Annotated in this window: 20 protein-coding genes and 1 other annotated feature; of the genes, 1 reads left to right on the forward strand and 19 read right to left on the reverse strand. The window is 37.6% G+C overall.

Annotated elements, in window-relative coordinates; genetic code table 11:
* Nucleotides 1-80: 80 nt before the first annotated feature.
* The 19 genes from AC3B5B_RS00760 to AC3B5B_RS00850 all read right to left on the reverse strand — a co-directional run bounded on the left by AC3B5B_RS00760 (nucleotide 81) and on the right by AC3B5B_RS00850 (nucleotide 18,474).
* Nucleotides 81-3,524 (reverse strand): BspA family leucine-rich repeat surface protein, encoded by a 3,444-nt coding sequence (locus tag AC3B5B_RS00760; protein ID WP_489769062.1) that lies wholly within the window; start codon nucleotides 3,522-3,524, stop codon nucleotides 81-83.
* 379 nt (nucleotides 3,525-3,903) lie between these two features.
* The gene (locus tag AC3B5B_RS00765; protein ID WP_489769063.1) at nucleotides 3,904-5,403 is read right to left on the reverse strand and encodes a HAMP domain-containing sensor histidine kinase; all 1,500 of its coding nucleotides are present in this window, start codon (nucleotides 5,401-5,403) and stop codon (nucleotides 3,904-3,906) included.
* A complete protein-coding gene (locus AC3B5B_RS00770; RefSeq protein ID WP_489757441.1) occupies nucleotides 5,400-6,089 on the reverse strand; it encodes a response regulator transcription factor in 690 nt (229 codons plus the stop codon). Before AC3B5B_RS00770 ends, AC3B5B_RS00765 begins: the two co-directional genes overlap by 4 nt.
* 375 nt (nucleotides 6,090-6,464) lie before the next feature.
* Entirely contained in the window at nucleotides 6,465-7,880 is a 1,416-nt protein-coding gene (gndA, locus tag AC3B5B_RS00775; RefSeq protein ID WP_489769064.1) for an NADP-dependent phosphogluconate dehydrogenase, read from the reverse strand.
* A gap of 76 nt (nucleotides 7,881-7,956) precedes the next feature.
* Complete coding sequence (locus tag AC3B5B_RS00780; protein WP_489757439.1) at nucleotides 7,957-8,514, reverse strand: DUF177 domain-containing protein; 558 nt, start codon at nucleotides 8,512-8,514, stop codon at nucleotides 7,957-7,959.
* Between the two features lie 9 nt (nucleotides 8,515-8,523).
* Nucleotides 8,524-9,663, reverse strand: coding sequence for a nucleotidyltransferase (locus tag AC3B5B_RS00785; protein WP_489769065.1), 1,140 nt, complete (start codon nucleotides 9,661-9,663; stop codon nucleotides 8,524-8,526).
* On the reverse strand, nucleotides 9,663-10,019 hold the full coding sequence (gene rsfS, locus AC3B5B_RS00790) for a ribosome silencing factor (protein ID WP_489757437.1): 357 nt from the start codon (nucleotides 10,017-10,019) through the stop codon (nucleotides 9,663-9,665). The genes AC3B5B_RS00785 and rsfS overlap by 1 nt, the downstream gene beginning before the upstream one ends.
* Before the next feature lie 9 nt (nucleotides 10,020-10,028).
* Nucleotides 10,029-10,613 (reverse strand): bis(5'-nucleosyl)-tetraphosphatase (symmetrical) YqeK, encoded by a 585-nt coding sequence (yqeK, locus tag AC3B5B_RS00795; protein WP_489757436.1) that lies wholly within the window; start codon nucleotides 10,611-10,613, stop codon nucleotides 10,029-10,031.
* Complete coding sequence (locus AC3B5B_RS00800; RefSeq protein ID WP_489769066.1) at nucleotides 10,597-11,247, reverse strand: nicotinate-nucleotide adenylyltransferase; 651 nt, start codon at nucleotides 11,245-11,247, stop codon at nucleotides 10,597-10,599. The genes yqeK and AC3B5B_RS00800 overlap by 17 nt, the downstream gene beginning before the upstream one ends.
* Before the next feature lie 9 nt (nucleotides 11,248-11,256).
* On the reverse strand, nucleotides 11,257-11,574 hold the full coding sequence (locus tag AC3B5B_RS00805) for a YhbY family RNA-binding protein (protein WP_489769067.1): 318 nt from the start codon (nucleotides 11,572-11,574) through the stop codon (nucleotides 11,257-11,259).
* A 12-nt stretch (nucleotides 11,575-11,586) separates the two neighbouring features.
* Nucleotides 11,587-12,705, reverse strand: coding sequence for a ribosome biogenesis GTPase YqeH (gene yqeH, locus AC3B5B_RS00810; protein WP_489769068.1), 1,119 nt, complete (start codon nucleotides 12,703-12,705; stop codon nucleotides 11,587-11,589).
* Nucleotides 12,698-13,237: a YqeG family HAD IIIA-type phosphatase gene (locus AC3B5B_RS00815; RefSeq protein WP_489769069.1), complete on the reverse strand. Its 540-nt coding sequence runs from the start codon at nucleotides 13,235-13,237 to the stop codon at nucleotides 12,698-12,700. Before AC3B5B_RS00815 ends, yqeH begins: the two co-directional genes overlap by 8 nt.
* A 152-nt stretch (nucleotides 13,238-13,389) precedes the next feature.
* A complete protein-coding gene (gene rplT / locus AC3B5B_RS00820) occupies nucleotides 13,390-13,746 on the reverse strand; it encodes a 50S ribosomal protein L20 (RefSeq protein WP_489757431.1) in 357 nt (118 codons plus the stop codon).
* A gap of 36 nt (nucleotides 13,747-13,782) precedes the next feature.
* Nucleotides 13,783-13,983, reverse strand: coding sequence for a 50S ribosomal protein L35 (gene rpmI, locus AC3B5B_RS00825; RefSeq protein WP_489757430.1), 201 nt, complete (start codon nucleotides 13,981-13,983; stop codon nucleotides 13,783-13,785).
* A 20-nt stretch (nucleotides 13,984-14,003) separates the two neighbouring features.
* Nucleotides 14,004-14,516 (reverse strand): translation initiation factor IF-3, encoded by a 513-nt coding sequence (gene infC / locus AC3B5B_RS00830; RefSeq protein ID WP_489757429.1) that lies wholly within the window; start codon nucleotides 14,514-14,516, stop codon nucleotides 14,004-14,006.
* 48 nt (nucleotides 14,517-14,564) lie between these two features.
* Nucleotides 14,565-14,674, reverse strand: a sequence feature (ribosomal protein L20 leader region).
* 42 nt (nucleotides 14,675-14,716) lie between these two features.
* On the reverse strand, nucleotides 14,717-15,361 hold the full coding sequence (locus AC3B5B_RS00835; RefSeq protein ID WP_489769070.1) for a TetR/AcrR family transcriptional regulator: 645 nt from the start codon (nucleotides 15,359-15,361) through the stop codon (nucleotides 14,717-14,719).
* Between the two features lie 6 nt (nucleotides 15,362-15,367).
* On the reverse strand, nucleotides 15,368-16,477 hold the full coding sequence (locus AC3B5B_RS00840; RefSeq protein WP_489769071.1) for an ABC transporter permease: 1,110 nt from the start codon (nucleotides 16,475-16,477) through the stop codon (nucleotides 15,368-15,370).
* Complete coding sequence (locus AC3B5B_RS00845; RefSeq protein WP_489757426.1) at nucleotides 16,474-17,199, reverse strand: ABC transporter ATP-binding protein; 726 nt, start codon at nucleotides 17,197-17,199, stop codon at nucleotides 16,474-16,476. The genes AC3B5B_RS00840 and AC3B5B_RS00845 overlap by 4 nt, the downstream gene beginning before the upstream one ends.
* Before the next feature lie 153 nt (nucleotides 17,200-17,352).
* On the reverse strand, nucleotides 17,353-18,474 hold the full coding sequence (locus AC3B5B_RS00850; protein WP_489757425.1) for a uroporphyrinogen decarboxylase/cobalamine-independent methonine synthase family protein: 1,122 nt from the start codon (nucleotides 18,472-18,474) through the stop codon (nucleotides 17,353-17,355).
* Between the two features lie 138 nt (nucleotides 18,475-18,612).
* On the opposite strand from AC3B5B_RS00850, the gene AC3B5B_RS00855 reads away from it, so the two are divergent.
* Nucleotides 18,613-19,359 (forward strand): tyrosine-protein phosphatase, encoded by a 747-nt coding sequence (locus tag AC3B5B_RS00855; RefSeq protein WP_489769072.1) that lies wholly within the window; start codon nucleotides 18,613-18,615, stop codon nucleotides 19,357-19,359.
* Nucleotides 19,360-19,382 lie beyond the last annotated feature (23 nt).

Genomic DNA, 19,382 nt, shown 5'->3' on the forward strand with positions numbered 1-19,382 from the left:
GTGAGGAGCATTTTTGATTGACTATTTGATGATTATTCTAAGCTATACTCAAATCTTAAGCGACTTTACTCGCCGCATTTTTATTGTAGTGAATTGACTAACGCCCATTTTGCTGTAGCATGATAATCTGCTTTATGGACTGGAACTTGTAATTGCCGCAAATCGAGCTTTGGACCCGCGATTTGGTGATGACTAGTATCCCACCAACCTGTTGAAATATCGGTAACTGCCTTACCAGAACCATCAACAAACGTATGATGCTTGTTATACTGATCAATTAGCGCCGGCGTTTGCGAAATGGCAGTTGGCGTACTACTATCAGCAGGTAAATATTGGAAAATGTTTGTTAATGGCGTTGTCGTTTGATCACTAGTGAAATCTGCAATTGCTAAACTAAGTTGCCAACTTGGTGCTCCCGTCGTGTCCGTTACTTTTAATGCTGTTCGTGCGGCATCATATGGTAAATCGTAAGCTTGCTTAGCCGTTTGTACAATCTTGGTGCCAAAGTCTAGCGTATCCGGAACGCTCAAGCTCATCGTCCCTGAATTATATTTCAAATCTAATTGATAAGGTGTTAATGGTAACAAGGGATCTGTAGTAATAACTGGGAAAACTTGTGGTATTTCTGCAGCATTAGTTAAGGTATAACGATAATGCTTTGTTTTAATCGCAGTTGGAAAATTAGCTTGATCTGTCGTAACTATCGGCTTGCCAACCACACCGACAAGCGTCTGGGCAACTTTGTGTCCATCTTCATCAGTATTAAAAACCGGTTGATTCGTATTATTATCCAAATAATTAAGCTGAACCACACTATTCTCTGCTACGTTAACTGTCGCTGCTGTTGAAGCCTGCGGATTTTCACTAGTAAATTGTCCACCACTATCCACAGCATAAATTTTAATTTGATGACCGCCAGCTTTAGGAGTTGCCAAGGTCTTTAAGTCAGCTTGAACATCAATATCTGCTGTCCAAGGTTGGGCCAATGATGAATCTTGAATAGTCAAAGGTGTGAGCTGTAATCTTTGATAATTTTGTTGAATTTCAGCCAAAGTTGGTGTCGTATCCACTGGATCAATGGCATAATACAACTGGACTTGGGAACTATCATTATCGCTAACACTACCATTCAACGTCAAAGTTGGGAAAGTAGAGTCTTGATAATTATGGCAATAATCTAAATCCATGGTCGACAAATTTGTGGTTGAATCCTTCGTCAATGTCATTTGTGGCACTTGATTAGCTAGAACGTGCTTCAACACCAACGTCTGTGTCTGCTTACCTGCACTAGCGTCGGGATCTTGATCTATCCCCGGACGACTGGCATTACTTAGGAAATCAGTGTTCAACGAATCTTGCGTCGCGTACACCGTACCACTGGGGAGATGATCACTTCCCGCACCCACTGCTTGCCAAGCGCCAGTCTTTTGCCCAGCTTGACCTAGAACTTCATATTGATAAGTGCCATCTTGGAAAGTAGCCCCTGCTGTTGGCATCTGAATATCCGTATCATATTGAAATCTACCAACATCCCACTTACTATTACATTTAGTAGGAGCAAGCATTAACTTAGAACTCACTTTAATCTTCCACAAAGCGGGATCATTCGCAATAAAATTATAAGCATCTTCTTTGTATTGAACTTTAGTAGTATTAAAGTTACTTATATCTAAGGTTGATAATTTTCTACAACTATTGAACATATAGTTCACAGCAGTAACATTACTTGTGTCAAAACCACTAACATTTAAACTAGGTAAACTACTGCAGCCAGAGAACATAGCATTCATATTAGTAACATTACTTGTGTCAAAACCACTAACATCTAAACTAGGTAAACTACTGCAGCCAGAAAACATTCCCGTCATATTAGTAACTTGTCTAGTATCAAAACCACTAACATCTAAACTTGATAAACTACTGCAGCCAGAGAACATAGTATTCATATTAGTAACATTTCTTGTATCAAAACCACTAACATCTAAACTTGATAAACTGCTACAACCATAAAACATGTTAGACATATCAGTAACTTTACTAGTATTAAACAATTCCTTATCCCAAGTAACAGATTGCAAAGCAGAACATCCTTGAAACCAACTTTTCATATTAATCATGTTTTTTGTTCGCCACGTGGTTAGGTCTAAGTTGTCTAACTTAGGACAATTTGAAAATAAACCATAGTAATAAGTAGTATTTACCGGATGACTACTGCTAAATATCCCAAACTTTCCACCAACATTTAACTCCGTCAATTGACTGCAATTATTAAACATTGAGCTCAAATCAAATACCTGACTGGTATCCCAATTATTTAAATATAAATTTTGAAATTCCGATGAGTCAAACATTTGATTCATATTATTCACTTTACTAGTATCAAAGTGCGATAAACAAGCAGTACTGATCTTGGATCTATAAAACATTTGGTACATACTAATAACATTAGAAGTATCAAAAGAACTAAGATCTAATGGTCCAGTACATTTACTATGTTCAAACATATAACTCATATCAGTGACATTAGAAGTATCAAGATTTTTAAAATCAAAATCAGTCAAATCAACATTGTAAAACATGTTAGAAACATTTTTTAATTGACTAGTGTGCCAGCCACTTAAGTTAACATCTAATACATTGCCCCCAGCCGTACCATAGAACATCAGACTCATGTCAGTCACGTGACTGACATCAAAGCTACTCAAATCGAGTTTACTGATACCTAGCTTATAACACGTACCAAACATCATAGACATATTTTTTACTTGGCTAGTTTTAAAGCTACTGACATCTAAATTTGCTAAATCGTAACATCCATAGAACATTTCAGACATATCAGTAACCTGACTCGTGTCAAAACTACTTAAATTTAAACTTGGTAAATCACTACAACCATAAAACATACGATGCATATCAATGACTTGGCTAGTATTAAAGTGACTGACATCTAAATTTATTAGTTTTGGACAATAATAGAACATACTCTGCATATCAGTAACATGACTAGTATCCAAATTTTCTAAGCCATCAATTTCAGTACAGTTATATAAGTACTCAAAAACATAACTACAGTTAGTTGGTAATTTGACTCCTTGTTTCAAAACCACTTTGTTGATATGATTTGCATACTCCAGCCAATTTTCGCCATAGATATAGTAGTTTCCACCTTCAACGTCATTATATTGTCTATAATAATCTAAAGTACCCGGACCCACTGTTAGTGTACCATCAACATCAAGGGTCCACGGACAACTCCCCGCTACCCCACTGACTGGCGCTGTTAAAGTTGTAAAGTTACTAATGGTCGGTTGTTTTTTTAAGAGATTATTACTCTGCTTTGCTGGGTTCTGAGTTAGCAAATCCAAACTCTTCGGATTGGTCAAGAGGTCATTATTTTGATTAAGCATTTGACTAAAATCGTTACGCGACTGCATAGTAGTGGCTTGAGCTATCTGACTTAATCCTAACCACAAACTAAAAAGTTCCATTACCAAGATCACAGCTTGCGAATATTTAACCTTCATCACCAAAAGACCCTTCTTTAGTACTCCACGCCCAAATCAACAAGCGCTTACATTACACTTTAAACCGCCGTTTTAATTGCTAAATATTCTAGAACATTTGTATGATTATTATAGTGCTTTAATTAATTATTAATCAAGAAGCAGTTAGTTTTGATTTATCCATTTAATTAAAACAAAAGAAGAATAATTGGTTTGATATTTTATGCTTATTAACATTGTTTTTTGTGCAAAGATAATATTTTTTAAAATTAAATCAATTTAATAAAAATTAACATCTTATTTTTTACAACCAGTTAATGTTGCTTTTGATTTTTGAAATCAACATAAAAAAGCCTTGCAAACAACCAATGTTATTTACAAGGCTTTCAGTCTTCTAAAACTACTTTAATTTTTTTGATTCAACCAGCGGCAGATTGATTCGGAAAATGGTACCTGAACCCACCGCACTTTCGGCCGTAATGGTTCCTTTATACATTTCCACAATCTTTTTGGCAATTGACAGGCCCAAACCATTGCCCCCGCTTTCGCGTGAGCGAGCTTTATCAACACGGTAAAAGCGGTTAAAAATGCGTTGTAAATCTGTTTGGGTAATGCCCACACCAAAATCTTGTACCGCAATATTTAACATGCCATCTTCGGTCGAAGCCGACAAGTTAATCTCTTTGCGATCTTTAGAATATTTGACAGCATTATCTAATAAAATGACCAAGATTTGCATCAAATGGTTGCGGTAGATTTGTACCATGGTATGATCTGGCACCGTATCATCAAAATCAATTTCAAAGTCAGGGTGTAACATCACAAAATCGCCATAGGCTTGCTTAATCGTTTCATTAGCTTCTGTGACTTCATTGGTGTAATTGACTTCAATTTGTTCTGCCCGCGTTAAATCCAACATTTCTTGAATCAATTTTTTCATCCGCGAAATTTCACTCACAGATGCTTCAATGGATTCATCAAGCACTTTGGGGTCATCTTTGCCCCAGCGTTGAAGCATCTTGAGATGGCCTTCAATGACCGCCACGGGCGTCCGTAATTCGTGTGAAACATCTTCCACAAACTCTTTTTGCTGATTGGTATACTCTTGCAGGCGGTCTAACATATGGTTAAAGCGGTCGACCAAGTCCGTAATTTCATCATTAGACGACTGCTTGGGAATCCGCGATTGCGAATCAGGATCTTCGTTGATCTCATCAATCGTACGGTTAACTTGGTTAATGCGCCGCACTAACGGTTGCGTTAAAATATAACCCAAAAAGACGCTTAACAATAATGCAAAAATAATGACCACAATCATCCAGCGATTAAGTTCCCGAAAAGCACGGTGATAATCGCGCAGACCGTCGTTAATTTTGACGTAGCCAATCACTTTATGATTGCGGCTTGAGTGAATCGGCACCGTCGTTTCTAAAAAACTCAATTTTCTGGGAACTTTTTTGACCGTAATCTTCGTGGTACCAGTAAAGTTAGGATCAATTGCCCCATCTTTAAACAAAACCATCCCGTGCAAATCATATAACACAATGGCTAAATCACCACGCGCCAATTGCTTGGATAAACTGTCATGGTAAAATTTTTCTGGATTTTCAGCCACTAAATTCCCATTGGCATCCCGTTCCACCGTTTTTTGATTTAAGCGCGGTGCTAAACGATTTTGCACTTGCTGCTTATTCAAAGGACCTTGGTAAACATTAAAGCGACTATCCACTGCGGAAATAGTATCCCGCACATTATTTTCTTCACTACGTAATAAAGCTTGATTGACTGAAGTATAGATTAAAGTTGAAAAAAGACCAAACACTAAAAAAATAGCTAAACTCAAAAAACACGTCCACTTAAATTGAATAGTAATTCGTAAATTAGCTAATTTTTGCTTCATGGGCGAACAACGTAACCAGTACCACGAACCGTCTGGATATAACTTTCTTTATCAGGTACATCAATTTTATTACGTAGATAACGCACATAAACATCAACAATATTGGTCTCACTTTGCGTGGATTCACTGCCCCAAACACTCTTCAATAATTGTTCCCGACTTAAAACTTTTCCCATGTTATTCAATAAAGTTAAGAATAAATCGTATTCGCGCCGAGTTAATTCAATGACTTGACCGTTGCGACTCAAAGTATGTGCTTCTTTATCCATAATTAAGTCACGGTATTCAATCTTGGTTGAATGTGGCGCCATCTTCTGGTCTTCGATATCAATCCGCCGCAACAATGCTCGTAAACGTGCCAATAATTCTTCAATCGCAAACGGTTTGACGATATAATCATCAGCACCATGATCTAAACCAGATACGCGATCAATAATAGAATCCCGTGCCGTCATCATAATAATGGGGGTACTCTTTTCTTGACGAATGCGGCGGCAAACTTCTAGACCATTTAAAGTTGGTAACATTAAGTCTAACAAAATAGCGTCCCAATCTTCACCTAAAGCGGCGTCTAAACCCTTGCGCCCGTCTAGTTCCACGCGGGTATCATAACCTTCGTGTTGTAACTCTAATTCTACAAAGCGGGCTAAATTTTTTTCATCTTCAATGATTAATATTTTTGACATTTATAAGACTCCAGTTCTTAATTAGATTAATTTTTTCTAAATCTCGCTATCATTAGTGTATCACGTTTATTTAACCTTTGGCTAATAATACAGAAACTTAAAATCTATGATTAACATTTTAACGATACCACTAATTTTAAAACACTCTGACTATCTGCTCACCAATACCAGCAAGTGCTCATTTTTCTAATAAGCATGATTAATTTTATTACTTTCAAGTATTAACTATTGGGAACAGGACTACTATAATAATACATTTATACAATCTGCGCTATTTTAATGCTCAAAAAGAAGCTAAACAGTAGGAAAACTCGGCAATAAAATTACCGAGTTTTCTAACTTATCTCTATATTAATTACATTTTAATACTACAGATTATTGCTCTTCATACCATGGATAATGGAAGATACCAGCACGGTCAACGCGTTGATAAGTATGAGCACCAAAGTAATCTCTTTGTGCTTGAATCAGACTAGCTGGTAAAACAGCTGCGCGATAAGAATCATAATAAGCAATCGCCGCAGATAAAGCTGGAACCGGAATTCCCGCTTGTACGGCCCAAGCTACGACTTGACGCGCAGAATCTTGATATTTAGCACAAATATCTTTAAAGTAATCGTCTAACAATAAGTTATCTAAATCAGGTTGGTTCTGATAAGCCGCCGTTATCTTTTGCAAAAATTGCGCTCTAATAATGCAACCTTCACGCCAAATATTAGCGATCTTACCGTACTGCAAATTCCAATCATAATGATCAGAAGCTGCTTTTAACTGCGCAAAGCCTTGCGCATAACTCATGATCTTGCTAAAGTACAAAGCTTCCCGAATTTTTTCAGTAAAGTCATCTGGAACTTTCATTTCTAACTTGGACGCTGGTAGCTGTTCACTGGCTTTAACCCGTTCATCCTTAAAGGTTGAGATATAACGGCCATAAACAGCTTCAGTAATCAATGATTGCGGCACACCTAATTCAAGAGCACTTTGTGAACTCCATTTACCCGTACCTTTATTACCTGCAGCATCTAAAATTACATCAATAATCGGTTGATCACTACCTAAATCATCTTTACGCGTCAAAATATCAGCAGTAATCTCAATCAAGTAACTAGAAAGTTCGCCTTCGTTCCATTGACTAAAAATTTCTGCTAATTGTTCTGGTGTTAATTGACCTAAATTACGCATCAAGTTATAACTTTCAGCAATCAACTCCATATCGCCATATTCAATGCCGTTATGCACCATTTTGACGTAATGTCCCGCACCATTTGGACCAATATAGGTAACACATGGCTGACCATCATCGGTTTTAGCCGCAATTTGTTCCAAAACTGGCGCTACCAAATCGTAAGCTTCTTTTTGGCCACCAGGCATTAAAGAAGGACCCTTCAAAGCACCTAATTCACCACCAGAAGTGCCCATGCCAATAAAGTTAATGCCAGACTTATCAAGTCGCTTATTACGTGCCATAGTGTCTTCAAAGAATGTATTACCACCATCAATTAAGACATCACCTTGATCAAGTAATGGTAATAATTCATCAATCACAGCATCCGTCGCCTTACCAGCCTTCACCATCATCACAATCCGGCGTGGTTTTTCCAGAGAATTGACGAAATCTTCAATCGTAAAGCTAGGAACTAAACTTTTGTCCGGATGATCTTCAATTACTTGCTTGGTTTTCGCCGTGGTCCGATTATAAATAGCAACCGTATATCCCCGACTTTCAATATTTAAAGCTAAATTCTTACCCATGACAGCCATACCAATGACACCAATGGTTGGTTTATTCATCTTCATGTGCCTCCTGTTGATCATTTGTCTAACAATACCCTATCACAACTCGCAACGATTGATAATCCTTAATTATTTAATCTTGCTTATCATCAGCAAAAAAATCTTTTAACTTGGATAATTCTTCACTAGCTTCTAGATTGGGTGTGGCTTTTTTTTCATAATCATCTTCTGAAATAACCGTCCACTCATTGCCCTGTGGCATAGCCCCGGTCGCTTGTTCTTGGGGCGTTAAAACCTGAGTTGGAATATTCAATAATAGATTATCTTCAATCGCTTGTTGTAAGTCTAAAGTTTGGTCCGTCAATGAAATAATTAAATCGTATTGCTCTTTTTGTTCTGGGGTAATTTGATCATCTGTTAAATTCGTATATGTTTCATGAAAAGTAAAATCAATTGGTAAAACAACCGGCTCTAAACTCCGTGTTGACGGATAAGTCATAGAACCTGTCAGGTGAAGATCTCCGAAAATAAATTGCCCATCTAAACTAATCGCGCCTTGAACCTGAATTGGGCTCACTTCCATGATTTGTGGGTCACGTTGCTTTAGATCGGCACTAACATCCAGCGTTTGTTTTAAAATTAATGGTTCTTGGCGATACTTTTCTAATTCTCGAGTTTTAAAAACTAACATTATAATCACCTACTTTCGTAATGGTTGTCGTCCAAAGTTTTGCTCCGGTAAATCAAATAACGTTAACAAACGATCTATTTGCACAGCATCAGCCATAATTCCCGGCTTGTTACCCAGTTTTTGCGTAACTTTCGTAATTAACGGCCAACTCACTTGCTTGCGTAAATAATGCAAATGTTGTTGACCACTGGCATTAAAGCCCAGAACCTGCAAATACGGTTGCGCCAACATTTGCTGCATTTGACTAGTAGAAATATTCAATAATACATACAGGCATAGCCGGCGCAAGCGCGCAAACGTATACCTTTTACTCTTAATACGATACAAAAAATCTGAAAAGTTTGCACTGGTAACTACTGCTTGTTTGAGCTTATACTGCAAGCCCTCATTCATCTGGTAAATTTGCCCCAATTCTTCCAAACTACTCGTCAACAACCGATATTTTAAATACGGAAAGAGCTGCTGCCAACTCAGAAATGGTGGCTTTAAAAAGTCAGTCACGAAATCTGGAATTGCTAATTGATAAGACTGGTCTTGCAATATTGCTTGGCGAATGGCACTAGCACTAGAAAACTTCCCCGACAAATCACTTTGATCATGTTGCCCTAAGCCTTGCCTCGGCAGAGCAACCAGTTGCAACGCATAATTTAACTCAAACGCCGCCTGGGCGTAAGCAACACCTAGTAGCTCATTGGGATTAGTTAATGTTAAACCCAACTGTGATTGTAAGACTTGATTAAATTGTGTGGCATAGGTCTGACGATAATCTGTAAACGTCTCTTTGGATGGATTTATTTGAGCAATTCTTTGACCTAATGTTTGATAATCTAATTGTGCATTCTCTGTACTAAAAACTAAGTGCGAAACTGCTAATTGTTGACACAGTTTCAGAGCTTCTCGGGCAAAAATATCCGCTGGTTGAACGGCACCATAAAACGGCAACTCAACCACCAAATCTACTCCCGCTGCCAACGCCATTTGCGCCCGCTGCCATTTATCAACCAGTGCAATCGCGCCACGTTGAACAAAATTACCTGACATAATCACTATTAGCACATCAGGCTGTAACTGCTGGCGAATTTGTTGCAGCTGCCATAAATGACCATTATGAAACGGATTATACTCAGCGATTACTCCACAAACGCGCATTATTTTTTCAGTAAGGGAGCAACTTCAACAACTGGTGCTTGTGACCATAGCTTTTCCAATTGATAAAATTCACGCGTTTCTTGAGTAAAGACGTGCACAATGACATCACCTAAATCCAACAAAATCCACGGTGAATTTTTTGAGCCCTCAATTTGTTTAATCGTTAAACCGTGATTTTCTTCGGCTTCAACCACCGCATCCACAATAGCATCAACTTGGCGCTGACTATTAGCATCCACGATGACAAAATAATCCGCAACCAAACTAACTTGCTGCATGTTTAAAACAGTAATCGCATGCCCGTGTTTGGAATCTGCTGCTTGAACTGCAATTTGCATTATTTGTTGACTATTCAATCGTAAACCTCACTTTTTGGCTGCTACAACCCATTGATTATAGCTATCAATTGTTTTCGGATAAATTTGCTGTTTCTGACTCAATAACAGTTGCAAGGTATGTTCAATCTGATAACTAACCCCGGCATCTAAATCTTGATCGGTAATTTGCCGAGCTTCTTCGACTCCCGGAAAATCCCGCCCTGCTTCTGTATAATCAGCCATAAAAACAATCTTATCTAAAGTCGTCATTTTCACGGCTGCCGTAGTATGATTACGCACCGCGTTTAGAATTTCTTCATCATAAATGCCCAGTTCTTTTTGAATAAAATAAGCACCTACAACGCCATGCCAAATCGCGTTCCCATAATTTAACAAATCAGGATCCAAATTTTCTTGTTTAATCACTTGAATAAATTCATCGGCACTACGTTCTTTGGCATAATCATGAACTAGTCCCGCCACTTTAGCTTTGGTTACATCACTGTGATTTAACTGGGCCAGCTCTACACTGCGTTGACTCGTGCGCACACAATGTTCAAAACGATAAGGTGACAATTTAGCTTGAACTTGCTGTTTTAAAGCAACAAAATCATAATCAGTTTGAACGATCATTACTATAAAGCCCCTTTTCTTCAATATATTGACGTACTAAATCAGGAACAAAATACCGAATTGAGCCTTGGGTCTGCACTGTTTGGCGAATCCACGTGGAACTAACATCAATTTCGGGCATATTAATCCAAATCAGCGGATATGGTGAACTTTTTTCATAACCTTTGCGACAAACACCGACAAATTGCACCATTTTCGTTAATTCATCAATTTTATGCCATTTCGGTAAATATTCGACCATATCGCCGCCAATAATAAAATAATATTCATTTTCTGGGTGCATTAATTTTAATTGACGCATCGTATCATAGGTATAACTAATACCACCCCGTTTTGCTTCAATCAAACACAAATCAAAATTTTGATGATCAATGATGGCTCGTCGCACCATCTCAACACGATGTTCAATCGAAATAGCGGTTTTCACATCAACATGTGGTGGTTTAGCATCCGGAATAAACAAAATCTTATCTAAGCCCAATTGGGCAAAAACTTGATCCGCAATCATCAAATGCCCAATATGTGGTGGATTGAAAGTTCCGCCTAAAATACCAATGCGCTTTTTTTTCGTTGTGGAAGCCATTTTGGTTTGTGGCTTGGTAACTACTTGCTTAGTAGTCAAGGTCTGCGCCATTTTGATCACCTATCCTTTGATTTTTGCCACCTCAAGACTTAATTGTTGGTGTTCTTTTTGTGTAGCAGGTCGATAAAAAACCGCAGTATGACCGATTTGTTGCACTAAAGTAATTTGACTATCCACTTGGGTAATTGTGGCAACGACCTCAGTCCGATTAACTGGTGCCATTTGTAACCAATTAATTTTAATTAATTCTTGTAATTCTATTTGGTCTTGTAACTGTTTCAGAAAATTAGCACTGAGACCATTCTTACCGATTTGAAGACTAGGTGTCAAGGATTGCGCTTGACCTTTCAAAAATTTTAATTGCTTTTTATTTAACATAATTTACTCCACTTAATTAATCAAAGCGGGCCGCACATTAACTTTAATCCCAGCGGGCAAATAAGCTTTAACGACCACATGAGCCGGGACACAAACCCAGCCCAAACCAGAAAACACAATATCACTTTTTTCGGTAGTTTGAATTGTGTGAGCTACTAATTGTTCAATTGGCTCCTTCGTTTGGGGATGCGCCAACAAGTCGCTTCGGTGGGCTTGATAAAATTCATCTGCATGGCTTAACTTAGTGCGATGAACATACAATTGATTATTGACAAAAGCCGCAAAGGAACCAGCAGCACCTTCTAAAAAATCTAACCGGCCTAATCCCGCTAAAAACAAGGTTTGCTGGGGCTTTAATTGAAAAACTTTCGGATGCAATTCACTTTGTGGTGCTAAATATTTGAGATCTTTGGCCGTTAACAAGTTAGCAATTTGGCCAGGATGGATAATTCCTGGCGTATCAATCAAATCACCACCACCAGCTAACGGAATTCGGATTTCATTTAAAGTAGTTCCCGGATAACTAGAGGTCGTAATTAAATTTTTTAGTTCACTGTTAGATTGTAAAATGGCATTAATCAGCGTTGATTTGCCAACATTAGTAGAACCGACGACATAGACATCTTGACCATGACGCAATTGGTCAATTTGGTGCATCAATTGATCAACATGCGTTAATTTTTGGGCACTAACCAGTTGCGTACCAACGGGATGCAAACCCATTTGTTTGACCTGTTGTTGTAACCAATTAACCAATTTATTTTGATTATAAGAATTAGGAATTAAGTCCAGCTTGTTACCAACAATTAACACAGGATTATTTTTAATATACGATTTTAAGTTGCTGACAATGCTTCCCGAGAAATTAAAAATATCCATCACGTAAACAACTAGCGCCGCTTTTTGACCAATGCCTTTTAACAGTTTTTGAAAGGAACGATTATCTAACGGAACTTCCGCTACTTCATTATAGTGTCGCAAACGAAAACAACGTTGACAATAAAGTTCTTGGTCATCCAAAGCTGATTCGGCCTTTTTCAGGGCACTACTAGGAACAAAACCGGCTAATTGGGCATTAGTACTTTGTAATTGTGCCCCACAGCCTACACAAGATAATACTTCATCAGTCACGTAAATGCCGCCTCCAATCTAGTTGTGGATACAGAAAATGATTAATCCTTAAAATGGGACGTTCAATCATCCGATTAATCCGGGTTTTTTTAGAATCCGTCGCCACTAACGGTTTGACTAAGATTGTTTGCACTCCGGCCAAATTACCTGCCAAAACATCAGTCATTAACTGGTCACCAACCATTACTACTTCTTGTTTACGATAAGAGTTAAATTTGAGATATTTGCGTAAAGCAAACGGTAATGGTTTCAAGGCTCGTGCAACTATTTTAATTGGTAATCCCGCCACGGCCCGACTAACCCGCTCTTCATTATTATTTGACACAATAACTAATTGAATTCCATGAGCGGTCAATGCCTTTAACCAATTGGCTAACTGCGCATTTTGGCGATCCTTTTGATTCCAAGGAATCAAAGTATTATCTAAATCCGATAAAATCACTTTAATCCCTGCCGCCATAAATTCTTCAGGGAGAATTTGTGTGATTTGTTCAATCATCATGTTTGGCTTGAAGATTCCCAGAGTGTTCACTTCCTCTATATTATCCGTAAAAAAGTTGAGATTTAACGTAGATATCAATTATCTATCATAATAAACTCTACATAACACTCAACTTTTAGTAACTTTTTTATTTTTAAACTCATTCGATGAAAAACACGTAACTAGCTAAGCTAGTTACGTGTTTATTTTAACGCATCTTTAGCTAAATCAACTAACTTCTTAAAAGCACGTTGGTCATTAACTGCTAAATCTGCTAACATCTTCCGATTGATATCAACTTGAGCTAACTTCAAACCATGCATTAATTTGCTATAACTCAGATCATACATCCGAGCACCAGCATTAATCCGGGCAATCCACAATTTGCGGTAATCACGCTTAACTTGCTTACGATCCCGAAAAGCATAATGATAAGAATTAAATAACTGTGTTGATGCTGCTTTAAATTGAATATGTTTAGAACCGCGGTAACCCTTGGCTAACTTAAGAACTTTCTTCCGACGTTTGCGAGTTACTGTTCCACCTTTAACACGTGGCATAAAGATTCCTCCTAAAAATTATTAAATAAAATAATGTTATTTGTAAGTAGTCAACATTTGTTTGATACGTTTCATATCACTGGAGCTGACCATTGCTGATTTAGCTAATTGACGACGTTGTTTCTTAGTCTTACCGTGGAAACGGTGACTAGTATAACCATGATCACGCTTCAAACCACCATTAGCAGTAAATTTAAAACGTTTTGCTGATGCACGATGTGTTTTTTGCTTAGGCATAATAAAATCCTCCTGCGTTGTTATTTTTTCTTATTGTCATTAATTGGAGCAAGCATTAAGAACATACTACGACCATCCATCTTTGGCCGCGTAATTACGGTTGCAACATCTTTCGTTGCATCTGCCATACGTTCCAAAACATCCCGACCGATTTCTTTGTGAGTGATAGCACGACCACGGAAGCGAATCGAGATTTTAACTTTTGAACCCTTTTCGAGAAATTTACGAGCATTCTTGAGTTTGGTATCAAAATCATTTTGCTCAATAGTTGGACTCAAGCGAATCTCTTTGATGCTAACAGTCTTCTGTTTTTTACGAGATTCGCGGTCCTTTTTTTGTAACTCAAACCGATATTTTCCATAATCCATAATTCTAGCTACTGGAGGTTTGGCATTAGGCGAAACCAATACCAAATCCAAGTCTGCTTGTTCGGCCAAGCGTAATGCTTCCTGCTTAGTCTTAACACCTAATTGTTCTCCATTAACTGAAATTACACGCAATTCACGTGAACGAATGCGATCATTCACGATCATATTGTTTTTGCTATTATTAGCTATGGGTATCCACCTCCGAAAAATTATCACTCACAAAAAATGCGGGTGCCGAAGCACCCGCAATCAATTATCGATTATTATTATCTAACCCAGTGGCTTCAAGCTTGGGTGAGAAGCGGGAGCTTCTGCTTGTTTCAACACTTAAACAGTATAGTTTTCATTTAAGCAGAAGTCAAGAATTATTTTTTAACTGCTTGTTGAATCCAAAAAATCATCTTTTCCATTGTTTGTTCTTCTTGACGAGCATCAATGCCATTAGGATCTTGCAATTTGTAATTTTGAATAAAAGTAACTAACAATTGGCCAACGATTAAATGGGTTAAATCAGTAGCCGTCACTTCTGAACTGACCTGCTGATCCGTTTTTAACAATTGTGTTAAGATCTCTAACGCTTTGTTTAACTTAGGCTGCACTATGTCTAACACCTGCGTGCGAAAGTTCTGATTGACTAAAATTTGATCCAACACAATCAAAATAATTTGCCAGTTATTAGCCATAAACTGATAACGATCACGCATAATATATGCTATCAAATCTCTAACATTAGTGGCCTGCTGCTGAATTTGTTGCAAAAAATGATCACTGATCTTGGGAACCATTTGTTGCATCAACGGCGTAATAATTGCCTGCAACAAGTCAGATTTATTTTTAAAATGTTTAAACATCGTTGCATCACTTAGACCGGCTTCTCGTGCAATAGCCGCAGTCGTGGTTGCTTGATAACCTTTTTGTGCAAATAGCTTAACTGCTGCTTGAAAGATTTTCTTTTTACCAGCCGGAATCTTTTCATCAGCTAACCAAGAATCAACAATTTTTTGAGTCATATGACTTTAAACCTTTCTGTAACGTTTTAATCCTATTATATTACCAACAGTTAGTGCTAAAAGAAAGACAACGAGAACTAAAAGATCACCACTAATCTGATTCAAAGTAAATCCTTTCATAATCACATTTGTCAGGGCTTCAGAAGCATACTTTAATGGTAAAATATCAGACAACCATTGCGCCCATTTAGCCATGGAAGTTAATGGTACAATTCCGGAAAAGAAAATTTGGGGAATGACGATTACTGGAATGAACTGCATCATTTGAAATTCGGATTTGGCAAAAGTGGACATAAAAATTCCGGATGACAAAGCCACTAAAGCCAAAAGTAGAGTGATTAATAAAACTAACCATAAAGAACCAACGACTTGCACTTTCAAAATACCTACCGTAAACAAAACAATTAAAATAGTTTGCAAAATAGCGATTAGTCCATAACTCAACATATAACCCCAAACGATTTCGGAACGCTTTACTGGAGTGGCTAACAAGCGATTCAACGTTCCTGAGGTCCGTTCACTTAACAACGCCATTCCTGAAATCAAGAAAACAAAGAAAAAGACAAAGGCTGCCATCAGAATCGGCATTAATTTGTCAAAAAATGTCGAATCTTTCGTACCGTAGTTATAAGCATTATGAATTTTTAGTTTTTTAGATTGACCTAGCACTGTTGGTTGTTGCAATGTGGGCGGCAAAACTTTTTGAAGAGTTTGAAATGATGATTTTAATTGATTTATATTTTTTTGATTCAAGGCCACTTGTAAAGCTGACTTAGCTAATTTGGTTTTGCCCGCATCAACATTCGCGTAAGTGACCACCAACTTATTTTTACGTTGAACAATGATATTATCCACCTGTTCTTTTTTCAAAGCAGCCTTAGCTGATTGAGAGGACTGATAAGTTTTAACATGAACATGCTGGACCTGATTTAAATTATGTTTTAAACTTTGCGAAACTTCTACGGTGCCAATTGTAACATTAGTTGTAGTATTAACATTAAAAATATAATTCATTAAAGCTAAGACAATTAACGGCGCAATAAACATGAGCGCCAAAGTCTTTTTATCACGAAATAATTCCTTTAATACACGTTTGGTAATAGCCCATGTTCTCATTTCAAGTCACCTTCTGCTTTCAAAAAGACTTCTTCTACTGTTTGAACATTGTATTGTTTTTCTAAATTCCTGGGATGATCATTAGCAATAATTTGCCCATCAGATAATAAAGCTACTCGATCCGTCAATTCCGCTTCATCCATGACATGAGTGGTAATTAAAATGGTCCGACCACTATCGCGCAAGCGCATCAATTCCTGCCAAATTTGCTGGCGCAATGCTGGATCAATCCCCACTGTCGGTTCATCTAAAACTAATAATGGCGGATTACCTAATAAAGAAATCGCTAAAGATAACCGCCGCTTCATCCCGCCAGAATAACCACTAACTCGTTTCTTTAGATCTGACGTCAAATCAACTACTGCCGCCGCATGTTGAATTTGTTCATCAATTTGTTGTTTCACAATGCCTTTCATCTGTGCAAAAAATTGTAGATTCTCATAAGCGGTTAAAGAATCATATAACGCATCCGTCTGAGCCATGTAACCAATATCTTTTAGTAAAACGCGATTGGGCATAACAGTATCAAACACCGTGGCTTGGCCGGCATCGGCTTTTTCCATACCTAAAGTAATTTTAATGATCGTGGATTTACCAGCACCAGAGGGACCGATCAAGCCCACTATTTCACCAGCTTGTACTTGAAAACTCACATCATCCAAAACTGTTTGTGGGCCAAACTTTTTTTGAATATCAATTAATTGAATAACTTCTTGAGTCATGGCAACCTCCATAATTTTAGTAAGTTAGTAATTACTTACTTACAAAATTTATTGTAGCATTGTCACTGGAATTTACAAGTTAACTCACTAAAAAAGGCTGAAACAACGATGATTGTTCCAACCTCTTTTTTTATTGCTACTATTAATTTGACTTTATTCGGACCATACTTGACTAGCCACGTGATTCATCAAATCAATTTTGGCCCATTGCTGTTCTCCAGTTAAATCATTGCCTTCTTTAGTTGAAGCAAAGCCACATTGTGGTGACAACGCCAAATTATTTAATGGCACAAAATGGGCCGCGGTTTGAATTTGCGCAATAAGTTCTGCCGCTGTTTCCATTTGCCCAGTTTTTGTCGTAATTAATCCCAAAACAAAAACGGCTTGCGGTTGTTCTTGATGAATTTGCGCTAAGGGAGCAAAATCCCCATCAGCTTGCTGATCATCATATTCTAAGAAAAAGGCATCATAGGGTAATTGTGTCAAAATATCAACAATATCTTGATAAGTTCCCCCACCTAACGGTGCTGAATGAAAATTACCGCGACAAATATGAGTTGTTACGATTAAATCGGCCGGTAAACTGGCTAGTAAATCTTGCAGCAGTTGCACGATTTCTTGTGTTAATTTTTGTGCTGCTTCTGGTTGCTCTTGTAACCCAGCAAACGGCAATGTAATTCCCAATAACCAAGGATCATCTAATTGTAAATACCGTAAACCTAAATCATAGAAGTGCTGAATTGTGCGTTGATACGTAATCAAAATATCGTGCAAATATTCTGCGCGCGTCGCATAAAATTGTTCTACATTATTAATTACTGCAAAATTACCTGTAAATAAGAGTGGCGTTGGTGCTGGAATGGTCACCTTGGCTTGTTCATCATCGTGTAAGAGGCTATTTAAATACAAATAATCCGCAAAAAAAGGATGTTGCGCATTGTACTGAATTCTACCAGCCAATTGTAAACCATCATCAACTAACTGTTGCCCACTAAAGTTCAATTGAAAACCTTGTGGCACAACTGCAATTCCGGTTAACCCCGCCAAAAAATCCAAGAAAAAATTTTCACGGTTAAATTCACCATCATTCAGCACCGCCAAATGATGCTGGCGTTGCTTGGTTACTAACTGTTTGACTGCTTGTTGTTGCAGTGCTTGAAATTTTTCTGGTGTTAAACTGTGATCTTTTGCTTGTTGGTAAGCCACTTTTAAAGTTGCTGGTCGTAAAAAGCTCCCCACAACATCAGCATGATAAGGATACTTATTGATTTTCATAATTGCTTCAGACCTCTTTTGCTTAATTTAATTCTAGTCTACACCCGTTGCATTAAAATTCTAGAAATGTTGTTGACAAATATGAGTTTTATTTTATATTAAGACTATTAATGTAACTTTGAAGGGAAACAATTAAGTATGCAAATTGAACCAGTTAATTTTCGTGACATCGGCGGTATTGCAACGGCAACCGGTCATTTAAAAAAGAATACTTTTTTTCGTAGTGGCCAATTAATTAATTTAACACCAGCAACAAGTGCTTTTTTGGCCAATACTTGTCAAATCAAAACAATTTACGATTTTCGCAGTACTAAAGAAACAGAACAAATGCCGGATACTCCAATTAAAGCTATTACTTGGAAACATTTGGACATCTTGGCTGACGCCACGGCCAATTACGCTTCTATGAATAAGATGGTAGAAAACTCTGGTGATACCCACCAACATATGCTCGAAACTTACGAGCAATTGGTTACCAGTCATTCTGCTCAAGTTGGTTATCACGCTTTTATGATGGATTTAATTGAACAGCCACAACCAATTATTTTTCATTGTTTTGCTGGCAAAGATCGCACTGGTTTTGCAGCTGCTTTAATTTTAAAAGCGGCTGGTGCTAGTGACGAAGCCATTATGGATGACTATTTAAAAACCAACGAATTACGAAAAGAAGCCAACCAAGAAATTGTGGAGCAGCATCGCGATGAAATTACTGATTACCAAGTACAACAATTATTGATTGCTCTGCAAGTGGCACCAGAATATTTACAACATGCCCAAACGGTTTTGATTGCCAAATATGGTAATTTTGATAACTATCTTCAAGAAGGTTTGAATTTACCTGCAGATTATATCACTCAATTTCGAAAACTATATGTAGAATCCTAAAATATTTCAAAAGACACTGAGCT

This window comes from Bombilactobacillus sp. ESL1187, assembly GCF_058107155.1.